Origin of the sequence: Heyndrickxia sp. FSL W8-0496 (genome assembly GCF_038007825.1) — a bacterium.
GTDB classification, from domain to species: Bacteria; Bacillota; Bacilli; order Bacillales; family Bacillaceae_C; genus Heyndrickxia; species Heyndrickxia oleronia.
In genome coordinates this window covers 478728-494342 of record NZ_JBBOXX010000001.1, presented here as the reverse complement: position 1 = coordinate 494342, position 15615 = coordinate 478728, and the positions used below count along the sequence as shown (strand labels likewise).

The following is a 15615-nucleotide window of genomic DNA, read 5'->3' as shown; positions in this document are numbered from 1 at the left end:
ATAATGGCTCTTTTCTCAAACATTGTCGCTATTTAAATAAAGTTATCAATATAAATTCTGCTGTGACATCTAAAAAATACATGCCTATAAAAAATAGCAGCAAACACTTTTATATTGTGTATCGCTGCTATTTTATTCTTTTGATATACATTTGGTCCCTTACACTCTTTTTGCCAACAGCATTAATGTCATATCATCCATCGGTGGATTGTGTAGCCCTGCACGTACATCTCGGTAGTAACGTTGTAATGGATTTTTTTCGGATAAACTTCTTGCCCCGACAATTCTCATCGCTAGATCAACAATTTCTACTGCCTTATTCGTTACTGATAATTTAACCGCACTTAGCTCTGGTGAAAGTTGATTTTGTTGTTCTATTGAAGACTCATCCCAAATCTTTGCAACCGAATAGAGGAAATGCCGTGATTCCAACAGCTTAAGCTCGATTTCACCAATTTTTTGCTGGATAGCAGGTAATTCGAATATTGGATGCGGCAAACTGTTCGGTTTATAGTTTTTCGCAAAGTGAACGGCTTCTCTCTTTGCAGCTTCAGCAATCCCTAAATAACATGCTGGGATATGTAATAAATAGCCTGTAGCTGTCTTTTTCCTCTGCACTAGTTTTTCAGTCAAATACTCCAATGGAATCTCTACATTTTCCAAAACTAAATCATGACTCCCCGATGATCTCATTGCGATACTGTCCCATGTTTCTTCTACGGATATACCATTTGCTTGGCTAGGAATTAAGAAAAAACCTACTTCATCCGTTTCTTCAATCGTTGCTGATACGACAAAGAAATCAAGCATTTGAGACATCGTTGCAAATGATTTCCTTCCACTAATGACCCATGTATCACCATTTTTGACCGCCGTAGTCAGTGGTCTGCCACCTCTTGTGGGGCTGCCCGTTTGTTCTTCCGTTGCACATACATTTAGGAGTGCACCATTTTGCACTTCTTGACAGATAAAAGTAAATAGACTTTCCTTCCATGGTCGATTTTTTGCTAAATTCATCATCGTCCCCATATGCCAGCCAATGGATAAAGCTGTGGCACCATCTCCAATCGCTATCGCTTCTTGGAATCGAACAAAGTCATATAAGGGAATTTCTCCGCCCCCAAACTCTCGTGGAGCAGTAAGTTGTGTATAATTACTATTCTTTAAGTCTTGTATATTTTCAAAAGGAAAACGACCTGTAGAATCATTGTTAGCGGCACGTTGTTTAAAAGCTGGAATAAGGTCATTAATTGCATGTAATCGATCTTCCAAGGTCTGCATTGATAATAAATCCATTGACTACACCTCACCAGTTTAGTTTTGTATTTATTTTATACGTTCTTCAATTAAATTTCCACTAAACCGGTCGGAATTATCAACAAAAAAATATATCGCTTCATTTATGACTAATACAATTTCGTTAACAAAAATGAAAGGTAAAATGTTAAAATAAAAGCAAAAAGGTCGTTTGACATGATTATTCTTTTATTTTTATTTATTTTTGCCCCATTGACCATTTTGATCCATGAGTTCGGACATGCATTGGGCGCTATGGTAATGAGAGCAACTCATATAGAAATGATGATTGGAACTGGAAAAAAGATTTTTACTTTAACAGGTCGAAAGTGGAAACTCTCCTTACATCTTTTATACTTTCTCGGAGCACATACATCATGTGAGCGCCAACCCTTTTTTTCAAAAATTGAACGAATCATCATCAGTAGCTCTGGCCCCTTATTAAATGGCATTGTTGGTTTTTTCCTTCATTATTATATTCCTCTTAATCACTTAATGATTTGGGAACTTTTTGTGCTATTTAATTTTTGGCTCTTCTTGATAAACCTTATTCCCTACCGCATCGGTGGAAAGCCATCCGATGGATATACAATTTTACAATTACTAAAAAGGCGCGACTAATTCGATATCTAAGGGGAGAATTTGCTCTTTGTATCGGGGAGCTAAGCGCGGAGAATCGATTATGGCCGACTTAACCTAATATCAATTATGACATGTATCACTACTTAACCTAAAAAAGGTCGACTAAAACGGTGTTTTAATCAACCTTTTCTAAGATTATTTATTATTGTTTTTCTCATTCAGTTCTTTTTCCAATTGTGCAATTTTTGCATCAAATGAATTTCGATCAAATCCCGGATTTGTATTCGTTTCAAGCTGATCCATATAGCGCTGTGTATCCTCGAATCTAGATGATGCCTTCCCGTCTGTAGAATGATCAAGAACTGAATTTACCTTCTTATTTACTTGAATGGCATTTTCACGCCCCATTAATTCTAAACGTTTTATATGCATATCCTTTAATTTCATTTGCATTTCCCTATGCTTTTTCTCAAGGTCCTCTAATTGAACCGAAGTTTGCTGATAGGCTTCTTTTAATCTTTCTGCCTGCGCCTGGTACAACGCCTCTTCATGTTTAGCTGTTTCATGTAATGTCATTTCATTTGCTTTTAAAGCAATTTCAGCTTGTTTATTCCGTTTTGCTTGCATTTCTTCTACTTGTGTCAATTCTCTTTGAAACTCTTCTTTCAACATATGCTGTCTCTCAATTAATTTCGCGACCTTATTGGTCTCCTCTTCACTTTCACGAAGATACTTATTTAATAAGGCAATCGGATGTGTATCGTCTTTTTTTTCCATACCAACTTGTAAATCTTCTTTTATTATATTTTTAATTTTTTCAAATAATGTAGTCATATTTCATTCTCCTTCATTTTATTAATGATTTTGCTATATACATGGGGCCTATCTATTACTTGAATTTCCCTTGGATTTCATTCCATTGTTGATCAAAATTTGTGAATGGATCTTTTGATGCTTTTGCTGGTTTTTCTTCCTTTTTCCAATGTTTATAACCTACATATAAAAGATAGATGGCTAAAACCCCTGCTAAGGCAGGAAGATTAGCAAATGTTGCAGATACTCCCATTAAACCGATGATCGCCCATACTATTTTTCCACCTAATGAATCTGATTTAAGAAATTGCTTAAGTGAAAAATATGCGACAATCACACTGATGACCAATCCAATCAAATTCCCTAAACTGGATAAAGCTATAATCCCTAACCCAATACCTATACAAACCATCAAGAATTTTTTCATTTTCATTTCTCCTTTCGATACCTTTATGATAAAGAATTCTCTTAATGTATTTAACGCACCCTAGCTTTATTTTTTTATCAGACCTGCGACCTACGAGACCTTATAATGTTTAAGCAAAAAAAGAAGCATCCTCTTGTGATGCTTCCTGTAAGTTAATATTCATTTAATGAATGATTCCATTTAGAATATAAATAGGTTTTCCCAAGCAAAATTTCAATTTATAATCCTTCCATAGTAGGTGGCTTTTTCCTAAACCCTTTAGTCGTAATAATGGCGTATACAAAACCGATGGCCAGCCATATAAATCCTACTTTTAATGTTAATGGGGAAAGATTAATGAACAGATAAAAACAAATTAAAAATCCTAAAGCTGGGATTAAGAAATATCGGATAAACTTCCTCTCTTTTTTTCGGAAATAATAATATATGATTACAGAAAGATTCACAAACATAAACCCTGTTAGCCCGCCAAAATTCATTAATTCCGCAACAAAGGAAGCCGGAAGAGCAAGAGCTCCTACTACACTAATTACGCACATTAACATAATATTAAGAATAGGCGTTTTATATTTCGGGTGAATATATGTAAAGAATCTTTTCGGTAGTACTTCATCACGCCCCATGCTAAACATTAAACGTGAGGCACTGCTTGCCCTGTCATACCTGCTGTAAAGGTTGAAACAATAATTGCAATCGTATATACCGTTGCTAGAGCCGCTCCTCCTGCTACCTTAGCAATATCAAAAAGGGCTGTATCTGCTGAACTAAACGAATGAACATCAGGCCATACAAGCTGTGACACATATGCTTGTACAATAAAAATGATGCCTCCTATTAAACATGAAAGAATGGCTGCTTTCCACATATTATCTTTAGGATTAATCGCCTCTTCTGATAATGTTGTAATACTGTCAAAGCCTAAAAATGAGAAGCACGCCATGGCAGCCCCTGCAACAATAGCTGATGTGGCGAACGAACCATCATTAAAAAATGGCTTAATCGAAAGAATGGTAGCTTCACCCTCTCCACCAATAACGGCTTTTATACAAAAAACGACAAAAATGACAACCACAATCCCCATAAAAAGAACAAGAATGTTATTTGTCTTCGCTGCCATCTCAATCCCTAGTATATTAACAAATGTTATGACTGCCGCAATAATCAATACCCAACCCCAATATGGTATTGCAGGGACTAAAGCATTGGCATAAGAAGCACCAACCATAAAGACAATGAGTGGCACTAAAACATAGTCCATAAACATTGCCCACCCTGCAAAAAAACCTAGATGTGGATTAATAGAGCGCTGTGTATAGGAATAGGTAGAACCCGCAACCGGGAAGGCAGCTGCCATACGCCCATAGCTATACGCGGAAAACATCATCGCAATCATAGCAATTAAATAAGCTAGTGGGAGCATACCTTTAGTTGAAACTGCCGCATATCCATAAATATATGCTGGAGCAATTGGTGTCATAAAAGCAATTCCATAGATTACAAGATCTCTTAAATTAAGTACTCTCTTAAACTGCGGATGATTTCCGCTATTATTAATCACGCTCATTTTACAAGCTTCCTCTCATTATGCTTCCTGTGGAGTTTTCTCCATTTGACTAGTAATAAGCTTTATCGTTTCGTTTGTACTCATAACCTTGCAATAAATTTGATTCATAATCATAATTTCGGCATCATGTAATTCTTGTGTTGCTGCACAGCATGCATCCTCTACAAGAATAACTTCAAAGCCTGCATCCGCTAAGCTTCTAACAGTAGATGCCACGCATTGATCAGTAACTACCCCTGTACATACTACCGTTTCGATCCCCATATTTCGAAGTAAGAATTCATAATTCGTGCCACTAAGCACACTATCCGTTGTTTTTTCTACAACAATCTCATCTTCTAAAGGCTTTAATTCGTCAATCATTTCTGCACCATAATGACCGATTGGAAGCAAGATATTATTCCAGCCTGGTCTTCTTTGAACAGGTGAACGGTCACGTCCATCCTTATGATGACAAGCAATTCTACCGAAGGTAACCTCTAATTGATTGCTTCTAAAATACTCTAGTAGTTTTTGATTGTTTGGAATAACAATATCCTCAAGACGATTATAAAAATACTCCCATTTATCCCACATCCCTTTTTCCCTAGCTACCTCAGCATCACCGAAATCCTTGCTTACAAACTGATTTTGCATGTCGACGATTAAAAGAGCGGTTTTATTCGGATCCAACTTAAATTCCTCATCACCAGCTGGTTCAAATTGATAGTACAAAGTTTGTTGCGTTTGTTTTTCCATTATCGTTTCCTCCTAAACATGTAAATAATTAAAAAAGGATGTTTCATAAAGTTTGTAAAAGTCCAACTGCCGACTTTTACACCCAATACTAGATTCAGCGATTCTAATAAAACTTATAGCTCTTTTCTCAGTGAAATGAAAGGTGTAGTGGTCTTTTATCCGATAGTTATTTGTTAAAACGTTACTTAAATAGCTACAATGTTTGAGAAAAGAGCCAAAAGAAAGAGAGGCTGTTTTCGTATAGTTTGTTGCTTTGTAAAAGTCCAACTGCCGACTTTTACACCCAATACAAGATTCAGCGATTCTAATAAAGCTTGTAGCTCTTTTCTCAGTGAAATGAAAGGTGTAGTGGTCTTTTAGCCGATAGTTATTTGTTAAAACGTTACTTAAATAGCTACAATGTTTGAGAAAAGAGCCAAAAGAAATAACATAGGCCCACATGTTATCCCTTTTTTTGGCAATAAAAAAAACTACAAACCAAATCCGAGATGAACTCAGAAAAACGTTGTAGTATTTCTAAAGTCCTCAACCCTTTATCCCATTTGATGAGATAGCACAACTCAATAAACTAGGCAATTTATTGAGACAGTCCTGCAATTATTCACTGCAGACCCAGCATGTAACATCGAGAACTATTACACACTTCGGCGACATTTCCTTCTCTTTAGTATCACAGCACTCTCAAGCTCCTCTAAAGACTGTTAAATATCGCGCCTCTACCTCACTAGACAAAAAGTGAGGTTTATTCAATTATTGTGTTTATTCTAAAATAATAATATTTTAATGTCAATAGCATAAATAATCACTATTTTCTTAGATTACTAAGGTATCCCCCATTTTACAGGCTAGAATACATAGTACACACAAAAATAAATATTATTATTTTTGAAAACTATAATACAGGGTAAATTTAAAAAAATAGAAAGGACACCTTTTTACCATATAGGCTGTCCTTTCTTTCATTTGACTGAATAGATTACCAACCTCTATCTTGCATTCGCTCACTTGCTGCAAGTGTAGAAATTTCTATGCCTTTCATCGCCGTGCCAAGGTTTTTAGACAATTTCGCAATAAGATCATAATCAGTATAATGAGTAGTTGCCTCAACGATCGCACGCGCAAATTTTTCAGGATTATCGGATTTAAAAATTCCTGATCCAACAAAGACTCCATCTGCACCTAATTGCATCATTAATGCCGCATCTGCAGGTGTCGCCACTCCACCTGCTGCAAAATTAACCACTGGAAGTTTTCCAGTTTCTTTAATTTCTAGCAATAATTCATATGGTGCCCCTAAATTTTTTGCTTCTGTCATTAACTCATCTGTCGACATACCTACAACCTTTTTGATTTGTGCTTGCATTTGACGCATATGCCTCACAGCCTCAACAATATTACCAGTTCCGGGCTCACCTTTCGTACGGATCATAGAAGCACCTTCACCAATACGGCGACCTGCTTCGCCTAAATCACGTGCACCACATACAAAAGGTACGGTGAAATCACGTTTGTTTAGGTGATACAATTCATCTGCTGGTGTTAATACTTCACTTTCATCAATATAATCAACACCCATTGCCTCTAAAATACGCGCCTCAACAATATGACCGATTCTTGCCTTTGCCATAACTGGGATTGTAACAGCATTCATTACTTCTTCAATGATCGTTGGATCTGCCATACGGGCAACCCCACCTGCTGCTCTTATATCTGATGGAACACGTTCTAACGCCATTACTGCAACTGCCCCTGCTGCTTCAGCAATTTTTGCCTGCTCTGCATTCACGACATCCATAATGACGCCACCTTTTTGCATTTCTGCCATCCCTCTTTTAACACGATCTGTACCTAATTGACTCATTCTTCCCACTCCTTTATTCTCCTACTCTCAATCAACCTCTTTCTAGTTTAAGAAAGGAGTTTTTTGACAATAAAAATTATTTTCATCTTAGTGGTAGTATATCGGGGTTTGGATTGGTAAGATATATCCATAACCATTAATTTTTATCAATCCATAAAAGGAGGGGTATTATGATAAAAATAGATCGAAAAAATCAAAAACCAATCTGGAAGCAATTACTTGATCAAACGATAGAAAATATTACAAGCGGAAAATGGAAGGCTGGCTATAAACTGACCCCGACTCGGGAGCTAGCTCAACAATTAGGCATTTCTCGTTCAACCGTACAAGCAGTCTATGAGGAGCTTTTCAGCAGAGGCTATATCGTGACATCACGCAGGGGTGGGACAAGAGTTAGTGATTGGAATCCTTCGGTCATTTCACCTGATGAACAAAGCGCCTATTATTTATCTCCCCCAGCCATCCCTATACTTGAGGAGAGTGTTCAACGATTACAGAAATGGTCAGGAAGCAGAGGGCAAAGTGAAATAAGTATTGATTTTTCCCCCCATGAACCATATATCGATACTCTATTTCAGAAAAAATGGAGACAGTCCTTCATCCATTCCACTTCTGGAGAAGATTTATCTTGCTGGAGTTATGGAAATTCTTTAGGCTATGAGCCTTTACGTATACAAATTCAACATTATTTATCTGTTGAGAGGGGAATTCATGTTGATATAAATCAAATTTTATTAACCTCTGGAGCCCAACAAAGTGTGGACTTAATCTCACAGGCTCTCTTATTAGAAGGAGATACTGTTTCCGTTGAGGACCCAGGTTTTCCACCTGCTTGGCTTGCTATGAAGTACCGACGAATGAACGTCGTTCCTGTACCAGTTGATGAGAATGGAATTAAAGTTAATCGTATTCCAAAATCGTCAAAGCTGATATATGTAACACCCTCTCATCAGTCTGCCACTGGTGTCATTATGTCTTTCAAAAGGAGAAAAGAATTAACGGAGCTAGCAAAGAAAAATCATGCCTGGATTATTGAGGATGATTATGATGGTGAGTTTAGATACAGTGGGGAACCTCTCCCGACATTATTTAGTCAAGAACCAGGATGCACCCTTTATCTTTTAAGTTTTTCCAAAATGACTGCACCAGGGGTTCGGATCTCTGCGATTATCGGACCTGTTGAGGCCATTTCACAAATGTCTCGTGTATACGAGCTTACTTCTCGTCATCTTCCGATTATGGAACAACTAACCCTCACTCATTTTATTGAGCAAGGCCATTTTACAAGACATATGAGACGCACAAGAAATATCTATCGAAGAAGACATGAGGCAATGATCAAGGCGATCGCGGAAACGAAATTAGAGGAAATATTTTCTGTTAAAGGGGTAGAAACAGGTCTTCATATGCTGCTTGAGGCGAATGAGGAATTTAATGAAGAGGGGATAATGAAAAGAGCCATTAAAAATGGCATACGTGTCTATCCGCTTAGCCCTTATTGTCTGAAAAGCAAGCGTAAAGGCTTAGTATTAGGTTTTTCAAAAGTGGATGAAGAAACAATTGAATATGGAATTAATCAGTTATCAGAACTCGTTAGAAGTTGATTTCGATACTATTCGAATCAACTTCTTTACTGAATGAGGGGGACGGTTTTCAACCGACATTTGAGTTAGTACTTTCCCAAAGAGAGGAAAGATCCATGTAAATAAAATAGATCTTTATTATGAATGGTTCTATTTTTTGTATCTTAGCAGGAAAGAGGCTTCAACTCCCTTAACATTGAAAAAATTTAAGATTTATACATTGAAACGGTATCCGGCTCCCCATACTGTTTCTAAATATTTTGGATGTGCAGCATCTCTTTCGATTTTTTCACGTAACTTTCGAATATGAACAGTAACCGTTGATACATCTGCGGCAGAATCTACTCCCCACACTCGTTCGAATAACTGTTCTTTATTTAATACTTGATTAGGGTGCAGAACCAAAAAAGTTAACAGGTCAAATTCCTTTGTTGTAAAAAATACATATTCACCATTAATATGAACTTTGCGAGCTACTTTATCAATTGTAATTCCATGAACATTGATGATTGTTGATACATTCCCACCAGCCAGTCTTTCATAACGTGTTAAATGGGCTTTCACTCTTGCAACAAGTTCACTAGGACTAAATGGCTTTGTAATATAATCATCTGCCCCAAAGCCAAGACCTCGAATTTTATCAATATCTTCCTTTTTAGCTGACACTAAGAGTATCGGAATATCTTTCACTGAACGTATTTTTTGACAAATTTCAAACCCACTAATTCCAGGAAGCATGATGTCTAGAATAATCAAATCATAATTCTGTTCAAGTGCAGATTGGAGACCTTGTTCACCCGAATGTTGGATATCGACACTAAAACTATTTAATTCTAGATAATCCTTTTCTAATTCTGCAATACTTATTTCATCCTCTATAAGTAATATCTTTTTCAATGTTACTCACCTTTTTCCATAGCTTTATTTAACGTAAAACAAATACTTGTCCCCTTATTTAACTCACTAGTTGCCCAAACCTCTCCTCCATGCTCATTGATTATTTTTTTGACAATGGCTAATCCTAAGCCACTACCACCTGTTTGAGAATTTCGAGACTGCTCTGCACGGTAAAACCGATTAAATATATAAGGCAAAGCTTCAGGTTTAATACCACAACCATTGTCAGTCACTTGAACGACTATATCCTTATCCCTCTCTCTTAGAGCAATAATAATATGCTTTTCACTTTTATCCATATATTTAACACCATTATTTATTAAATTGGCCATAACACGTTTTAGCTTTTCTCTATCAGCAATGACAAAAGTTTCCCCCAGCGTATGGATTAATTCTAAAAGGATACCTTGTTGAAGTAGATCAAGTGATAGCTCCTCTACATAATCCTTCATGTATTGAACAAGTTCGATCTTTTCAAATGAAAACTGTTCCTTTTGTAAATCTAGTTTGGAGAATAAAAATAATTCATCTATCAATAGGTCCATGTCCTTTGCTTTTGTGTAAACTGTCGTCAAATACTTATCCATTTTTTCTGGCGTATTCGCTACACCATCTTTTATTCCTTCAACATATCCAATAATCGATGTAATAGGGGTCTTTAAATCATGCGAAATATTTGATAATAATTCTTTTCGATTTTCTTCATATTGGAGCTGTAGGTCGATAGAATCTTTTAATTTGATTCTCATTTCTTCAAATGCTTGGTTCAATTGTCCAATCTCATCCTTTGAGGAGGGAATAATTTCAAAGTTTAAATCTCCAGATTTTATCCGTTCCGCCCCCTCTCTTAGAATAGATATTGGCTTGATAATGCTTCTTGACACTAAGTAATTCAGGACACCAATCATCATAATAAAAAGAAGGAGCAGTGATCCTAATAAAATTGGAAATAACTCTTTAGATAACTCAGCGTAAGAACTTACTTTTCTTAAAACAAAAATACTTCCTTTTTCTTTATCTGAAAAGCGGAAATCAAATTTTACATAAGTAAAAAATAAACGATTTACTTTTATCGTATCGCGAGAATTTATATTTGTCTCTTCGAAAGGTGGGAGCACTTTCAGTAAGGATTGACCATCAAAGGTAGGTGACTGATAAGTGATTTTAGAGTCCTTTCTTACAATAATGCTTATATCCTTTTGGTCGATCTTCCTTACTAGTTCTTGATCCAGTAGCTTATCAGGAGTATGCTTGGCCAGAAGCTTTAAATCAAGGAATGCATTTTCCTCTGCAGGGGTTAAAGGCTTTTGAACATAAGTATTTTTGTAAAAATGCTCGATGGATTTTAAATCGCCCGTAATCGAAAATATAATCAAAAAAGTAGCTGCTAATAATAAAACAATTGAAAAAACAATTACTCCAATATAAGACAACAGAAACCTTATTTTTATAGATATTGTCATTCCCTCCCCTCTTATGCTATATTCAAGAAATGTCATCTGCGTGGTGTTAATTTTAAGATTATCTTATACAAGAAGTTACCAAAACATATTACTTCTTCTAAAAAACAAATCGATTGTGGAATATTTGTTGTTTTTGTAAAAGCATTATAACAGCGATTCTTATGAAGGTTCGTTCTGTCTAATTCTTTCCATCAAATAAGTTGGGGAATGGTTCCCCATTCCCTCTTTAAAACTAATATGCTTGTCTTATAAGACTTTATTAATGGGTAAATTCCGGTTTTAACTCTCCTTTATAAGGTTCATGCTCAACGAATACAGTTATATCGCTACCATCTTTAGCCTTACCAGTCCTTTTATACGTAAATTTATTATTATTAAGCTCGGTCAGTTCAAGTGCTGCACCATATTTATTATTTCCTAAAGAAACATGTGCTCTAATTTTATTTTCGTGCACAATATCGAAATAGCCATAATCTCCACGACTTTCTCCAGTTTCTGGATTGAAAAATTCATATTTATTCGTCTGACTATCAAATTTTGCAATACTAATAAAGTTCTTATTATATGCTGTTACATCATTACCCTCTTCATCTAATACCTTTGTTCCATGCCATAAAGTGTGTGATAAAATCTCATCTCCATCAATGTCTGTTACGATCTCTCCTGTAGAAGTGTCTAACTTCTTGTCTTGATCAGTAAAAGAAAGTTCTTTGTCTTGATATGGAATATGTTCAACAAATACCTCTACCTCATTACCATTAGCGTCTTTACCTATTCGTTTATATGTGAAAATATCTTTATTTAATTCCGTAATGTCGACAACTGCTTGATAATTCATTGATTCTGAAATTAATATTCGTTTCTCTCCATCATTAGTGATAAAGAAAGTTCCTTTATCTCCTCTACTATCACCTGTTTTAGCATCGAAAAATTCATATCTACCAGTTTTAGCATCGTATTTCGCAAGACCAATGAAATTTGCATTCTCTTTTGTTAAATCATTATTATCTTTATCATACACCTTTGTACCTTGCCAATTTGTACTACTAAGTATCTCTGCCATTTCTTGGCCTTTAGTCAATTTAGCTTCAGAAGTTTTTTCCTCATTTGTTTTAGTTACTTCAGTTTTTGTTTCTTTCTCTTTAGATGCAGAATCATTTACCTCTTGCTTTGATTGACATGCTGCAAGCAGGACTGCAACCGCAACACATGCTACCATCATTACTTTTAATTTATTCATATATTTACCTCCGTTGTGTGCAACATAAAATTTGTAAAGCGTATTTAGACCCCGAAGAATCCATGTTGTAGCAGATCATATAAATGATTTGCCGCGTAATTAGCAGCGAGTAATAACCATGGGGTATTCTTCCTTTTTTACAGACAAAATTATCTCTCCTTATCTATAAGTAAAATCATGAACATCCTTATCGTACATCTAACACATAAACTGCCAATAAACTGCATCTTAAATAAATAGAAAAAAAAGATAAAAATTTTTTAAGATTTATCCTAAGCGGATACGATCGGTCACTTGAAGAATTTCTATTGTGGAGGAATATCAATAATGAATTTGAGGATTTGTAATATAGCACGGTAAATTAAAGAACTTCAGCCTTCTTCATTCTACTGATAAATGTGCTTCAGTCTATATCAAATGTAGTAAAAACTATAGAGGTAAGAACATCATTGATTAATGAGCTTTAACTTCGAAGATTCTAACGAAAAAGAAAAAATGCTTTTTTATATTGAACGTTCAAATATTTTCCCAAAAAAAATAAAAGATGGTTTTATGTAACCATCTTAATCAATCAAAAGTGTTATTCACATCTCCTACGGAGAAGGTGGGATTTGAACCCACGCGGGCTGTTAACCCCTAACGCATTTCGAGTGCGTCCCCTTCAGCCTCTTGGGTACTTCTCCAACATATTAATTATAATAAATTCCTTCTGACCTCTGCAATCTTTTTGATTAAGGAGGAAATCAATAGAATAGTGCCAGATATTTTCGGTTAAATTATTGATAATTCTGCTCCAGATGAACATGTAAATACTTTCAGGAAAACACGTGATATAAGGAGGAATATTAGTATTGGAAAATATCGATTTTTTAAATTTCAAGGAAGACTGGACATATATCAAACGAATGATTATTAGTGTAGCTGTCCATTTAGAGGAAAAGCATGACTACATTCGGGAACGTGCTGTAGGGGATCTTATTGATATTATTCAGGAAATGGATAAGCGGGAGCCTAGACGAGATTATTCGTAAATTACTAATAATTTAATTATTTCGATATAGTAAAATGTGTAAAACTGGTATAGACATCTTTATCACTTTATACTATTCTTACATTACGTAGTTTCTTCGATAAATTTCACCATTTATCGAGCTTACGTAATAAAATTTCTTGAGGTGGGCATTATGCTATCATTTTTACAAAAAATCGGTAAATCACTTATGCTGCCCATTGCTGTACTTCCAGCTGCTGGATTACTGTTACGCCTTGGTCAACCAGATTTACTTGATATTAAATTTATTGCAGAAGCTGGGAATGCTTTCTTCGGAAGCATGACATTGGATCCCGCCAATGATCCTGGAGCAGTTTTTAGCAATTTAGCTTTACTTTTCGCGATCGGAGTAGCCATCGGTTTTGCGAAGGATAATAATGGAGCTGCCGCTCTTGCAGGTGCCATTGGTTATATGGTATTAGTTTTCACTACACACGCGATTGATCCTTCCGTAAATATGGGGGTTCTAGGAGGAATCATTTCGGGGATTGCTGCTGGATTACTTTATAACCGCTTTCATGACATCCAATTGCCTACATGGCTTTCCTTCTTTGGAGGACGTAGATTCATCCCAATTATTACCGCTGTTGTAAGCGTTATAATAGGAATTGCCTTTGGATATGTATGGCCGTATGTCCAAAATGGTATTGATTCGTTAGCTCATTGGATTACTACTAGTGGAGCATTCGGATATGGAGCATTTGGTTTCCTAAACCGACTACTTATTCCACTAGGATTACATCATATTATCAATACGTTAGTTTGGTTTGATTTCGGAACATTTACAGACGCTGCTGGTGCTGTTTATCACGGGGATATCACAAGATTCCTTCACGGTGACAAAACGGCCGGTGTCTTTACAACTGGATTCTTCCCGATTATGATGTTCGGATTACCAGCTGCATGTATTGCTATGATTATGGCTTCAAAAAAAGAAAGACGGAAGAAGGTAGCAGGACTATTACTTGGTATGGCGTTAACTTCATTTGTAACAGGTGTTACGGAACCAATTGAGTTCTCCTTTATGTTTATTTCACCTTTACTTTACGGAATTCATGCTTTACTAACTGCATCTTCTTTTGCTATTACGTATTTATTAGGTATTCATACATCGTTTAGCTTCTCTGCAAGCTTAATTGATTATATTTTGAATTTTGGAATTGCCCAGAAACCGCTTTTATTAATCTTAGTTGGTATCATTTACGCAGTTGTTTATTTCGTTGTCTTCTATTTCTTTATTAAATGGCGTGATTTAAAAACACCAGGTCGTGAAGATGAAGACGAAGTAAATGATGAAGTAGAAAATGTTACTGGTGATGATAAATATACAAGAATGGCTACGGGATTTTTAGCTGGACTTGGCGGCAAAGAGAACTTAACTAATATTGATAACTGCGCTACTCGTTTACGTCTTGATGTTAAAAATAGCGGTGATGTTAATGACAGTATGATCAAACGCTATGGTGCAAGAGGCGTCATGAAAACGAGCAAAACGAGTGTACAAATTATTGTTGGTCCAGATGTAGAATTTGCTGCTAATGCTTTAAAGAAGCTTTATGCCATGGATCAACCTCCCGTACCGGCAACATCTCCAATACAAGAGAAGGCTGTCGAAACTGAGGATCAAAAAGCACATGTGAACATTCAACAATTCTCCTCCCCTTTATCTGGGCAGATCATGGAGATTGAAAAGGTTCCTGATCAAGTCTTTTCACAAAAAATGATGGGGGACGGCTTTGGTATTGATCCACAACATGGTGAAGTATATGCTCCATTTAATGGTATTGTTAAATCAGTTTTCCCAACAAAGCATGCAATCGGACTTGAATCCGAGGACGGTCTCGAAGTATTAATTCATATGGGGCTCGATACAGTTAATCTTAAAGGTGAAGGATTTACTGTCTATGTAAATGAAGGTGATCAAATATCAATTGGTCAAAAATTAGCTGATATCGATATTGAAGCCATTAAAAATAAAGTACCATCATTAATCACGCCTGTTGTGTTTACTAATTTAAAAGATGGACAGCAGGTAAAAGTGGTAAAATCAGGTTTCATTCATCATGGTGATAAAGAGTTTTTTGAGATTCATTAATAATG

14 protein-coding genes, 1 tRNA gene and 1 riboswitch are annotated in these 15615 nt (G+C 35.9%); of the genes, 4 read left to right on the top strand and 11 right to left on the bottom strand.

Annotation, left to right across the window (positions count from 1 at the left end; genetic code table 11):
* Positions 1-159: 159 nt before the first annotated feature.
* Positions 160-1296, bottom strand: a complete 1137-nt coding sequence (locus NST63_RS02705; protein ID WP_341041205.1) for an acyl-CoA dehydrogenase family protein — start codon at positions 1294-1296, stop codon at positions 160-162.
* Positions 1297-1473: 177 nt separating this feature from the next.
* Here NST63_RS02705 and NST63_RS02700 point away from each other — a divergent pair, with 177 nt between their 5' ends.
* Positions 1474-1917 carry a site-2 protease family protein gene (locus NST63_RS02700; RefSeq protein WP_058004071.1) on the top strand — a complete coding sequence of 148 codons (444 nt, stop codon included), beginning with the start codon at positions 1474-1476 and terminating at the stop codon, positions 1915-1917.
* A gap of 156 nt (positions 1918-2073) precedes the next feature.
* Here the strand turns inward: NST63_RS02700 and NST63_RS02695 are convergent, their stop codons facing one another.
* The 6 genes from NST63_RS02695 to pdxS form a co-directional block, all read right to left on the bottom strand.
* Positions 2074-2712 carry a PspA/IM30 family protein gene (locus NST63_RS02695; protein WP_341041204.1) on the bottom strand — a complete coding sequence of 213 codons (639 nt, stop codon included), beginning with the start codon at positions 2710-2712 and terminating at the stop codon, positions 2074-2076.
* A 55-nt stretch (positions 2713-2767) separates the two neighbouring features.
* A complete protein-coding gene (locus NST63_RS02690; RefSeq protein ID WP_058004069.1) occupies positions 2768-3118 on the bottom strand; it encodes a lmo0954 family membrane protein in 351 nt (116 codons plus the stop codon).
* 218 nt (positions 3119-3336) lie between these two features.
* Positions 3337-3750, bottom strand: coding sequence for an APC family permease (locus NST63_RS02685; RefSeq protein WP_341041203.1), 414 nt, complete (start codon positions 3748-3750; stop codon positions 3337-3339).
* On the bottom strand, positions 3750-4682 hold the full coding sequence (locus NST63_RS02680) for an APC family permease (protein WP_341041202.1): 933 nt from the start codon (positions 4680-4682) through the stop codon (positions 3750-3752). The genes NST63_RS02685 and NST63_RS02680 overlap by 1 nt, the downstream gene beginning before the upstream one ends.
* Before the next feature lie 18 nt (positions 4683-4700).
* A complete protein-coding gene (locus NST63_RS02675; protein ID WP_071977180.1) occupies positions 4701-5420 on the bottom strand; it encodes a cysteine hydrolase family protein in 720 nt (239 codons plus the stop codon).
* 543 nt (positions 5421-5963) lie between these two features.
* Positions 5964-6147, bottom strand: a riboswitch (Lysine riboswitch).
* 249 nt (positions 6148-6396) lie between these two features.
* A complete protein-coding gene (gene pdxS / locus NST63_RS02670; protein WP_058004068.1) occupies positions 6397-7281 on the bottom strand; it encodes a pyridoxal 5'-phosphate synthase lyase subunit PdxS in 885 nt (294 codons plus the stop codon).
* A 170-nt stretch (positions 7282-7451) separates the two neighbouring features.
* Here pdxS and pdxR point away from each other — a divergent pair, with 170 nt between their 5' ends.
* Positions 7452-8885: a MocR-like pyridoxine biosynthesis transcription factor PdxR gene (pdxR, locus tag NST63_RS02665; RefSeq protein WP_341041201.1), complete on the top strand. Its 1434-nt coding sequence runs from the start codon at positions 7452-7454 to the stop codon at positions 8883-8885.
* A 192-nt stretch (positions 8886-9077) separates the two neighbouring features.
* Here the strand turns inward: pdxR and NST63_RS02660 are convergent, their stop codons facing one another.
* The 4 genes from NST63_RS02660 to NST63_RS02645 all read right to left on the bottom strand — a co-directional run bounded on the left by NST63_RS02660 (position 9078) and on the right by NST63_RS02645 (position 13147).
* The gene (locus NST63_RS02660; RefSeq protein ID WP_071977182.1) at positions 9078-9761 is read right to left on the bottom strand and encodes a response regulator transcription factor; all 684 of its coding nucleotides are present in this window, start codon (positions 9759-9761) and stop codon (positions 9078-9080) included.
* Between the two features lie 2 nt (positions 9762-9763).
* On the bottom strand, positions 9764-11218 hold the full coding sequence (locus tag NST63_RS02655) for a sensor histidine kinase (RefSeq protein WP_212946336.1): 1455 nt from the start codon (positions 11216-11218) through the stop codon (positions 9764-9766).
* Between the two features lie 265 nt (positions 11219-11483).
* Positions 11484-12464, bottom strand: coding sequence for a DUF4822 domain-containing protein (locus tag NST63_RS02650; protein WP_445663887.1), 981 nt, complete (start codon positions 12462-12464; stop codon positions 11484-11486).
* Between the two features lie 596 nt (positions 12465-13060).
* Positions 13061-13147 (bottom strand) — tRNA-Ser (locus tag NST63_RS02645).
* Positions 13148-13315: 168 nt separating this feature from the next.
* On the opposite strand from NST63_RS02645, the gene NST63_RS02640 reads away from it, so the two are divergent.
* Positions 13316-13495 (top strand): hypothetical protein, encoded by a 180-nt coding sequence (locus tag NST63_RS02640; RefSeq protein ID WP_078109346.1) that lies wholly within the window; start codon positions 13316-13318, stop codon positions 13493-13495.
* Positions 13496-13648: 153 nt separating this feature from the next.
* Complete coding sequence (gene nagE / locus NST63_RS02635) at positions 13649-15610, top strand: N-acetylglucosamine-specific PTS transporter subunit IIBC (protein ID WP_341041200.1); 1962 nt, start codon at positions 13649-13651, stop codon at positions 15608-15610.
* Positions 15611-15615: the final 5 nt, after the last annotated feature.

Excerpts from the sequence above, each read along its gene's own strand:
- NST63_RS02695 (WP_341041204.1), bottom strand. The coding sequence starts at position 2,712 with ATGACTACATTATTTGAAAAAATTAAAAATATAATAAAAGAAGATTTA.
- NST63_RS02680 (WP_341041202.1), bottom strand. The coding sequence starts at position 4,682 with ATGAGCGTGATTAATAATAGCGGAAATCATCCGCAGTTTAAGAGAGTA.
- NST63_RS02675 (WP_071977180.1), bottom strand. The coding sequence starts at position 5,420 with ATGGAAAAACAAACGCAACAAACTTTGTACTATCAATTTGAACCAGCT.
- NST63_RS02650 (WP_445663887.1), bottom strand. The coding sequence starts at position 12,464 with ATGAATAAATTAAAAGTAATGATGGTAGCATGTGTTGCGGTTGCAGTC.
- NST63_RS02700 (WP_058004071.1), top strand. The coding sequence starts at position 1,474 with ATGATTATTCTTTTATTTTTATTTATTTTTGCCCCATTGACCATTTTG.
- nagE (WP_341041200.1), top strand. The coding sequence starts at position 13,649 with ATGCTATCATTTTTACAAAAAATCGGTAAATCACTTATGCTGCCCATT.
- NST63_RS02690 (WP_058004069.1), bottom strand. The coding sequence starts at position 3,118 with ATGAAAAAATTCTTGATGGTTTGTATAGGTATTGGGTTAGGGATTATA.
- NST63_RS02685 (WP_341041203.1), bottom strand. The coding sequence starts at position 3,750 with ATGTTTAGCATGGGGCGTGATGAAGTACTACCGAAAAGATTCTTTACA.
- pdxS (WP_058004068.1), bottom strand. The coding sequence starts at position 7,281 with ATGAGTCAATTAGGTACAGATCGTGTTAAAAGAGGGATGGCAGAAATG.
- NST63_RS02705 (WP_341041205.1), bottom strand. The coding sequence starts at position 1,296 with ATGGATTTATTATCAATGCAGACCTTGGAAGATCGATTACATGCAATT.
- pdxR (WP_341041201.1), top strand. The coding sequence starts at position 7,452 with ATGATAAAAATAGATCGAAAAAATCAAAAACCAATCTGGAAGCAATTA.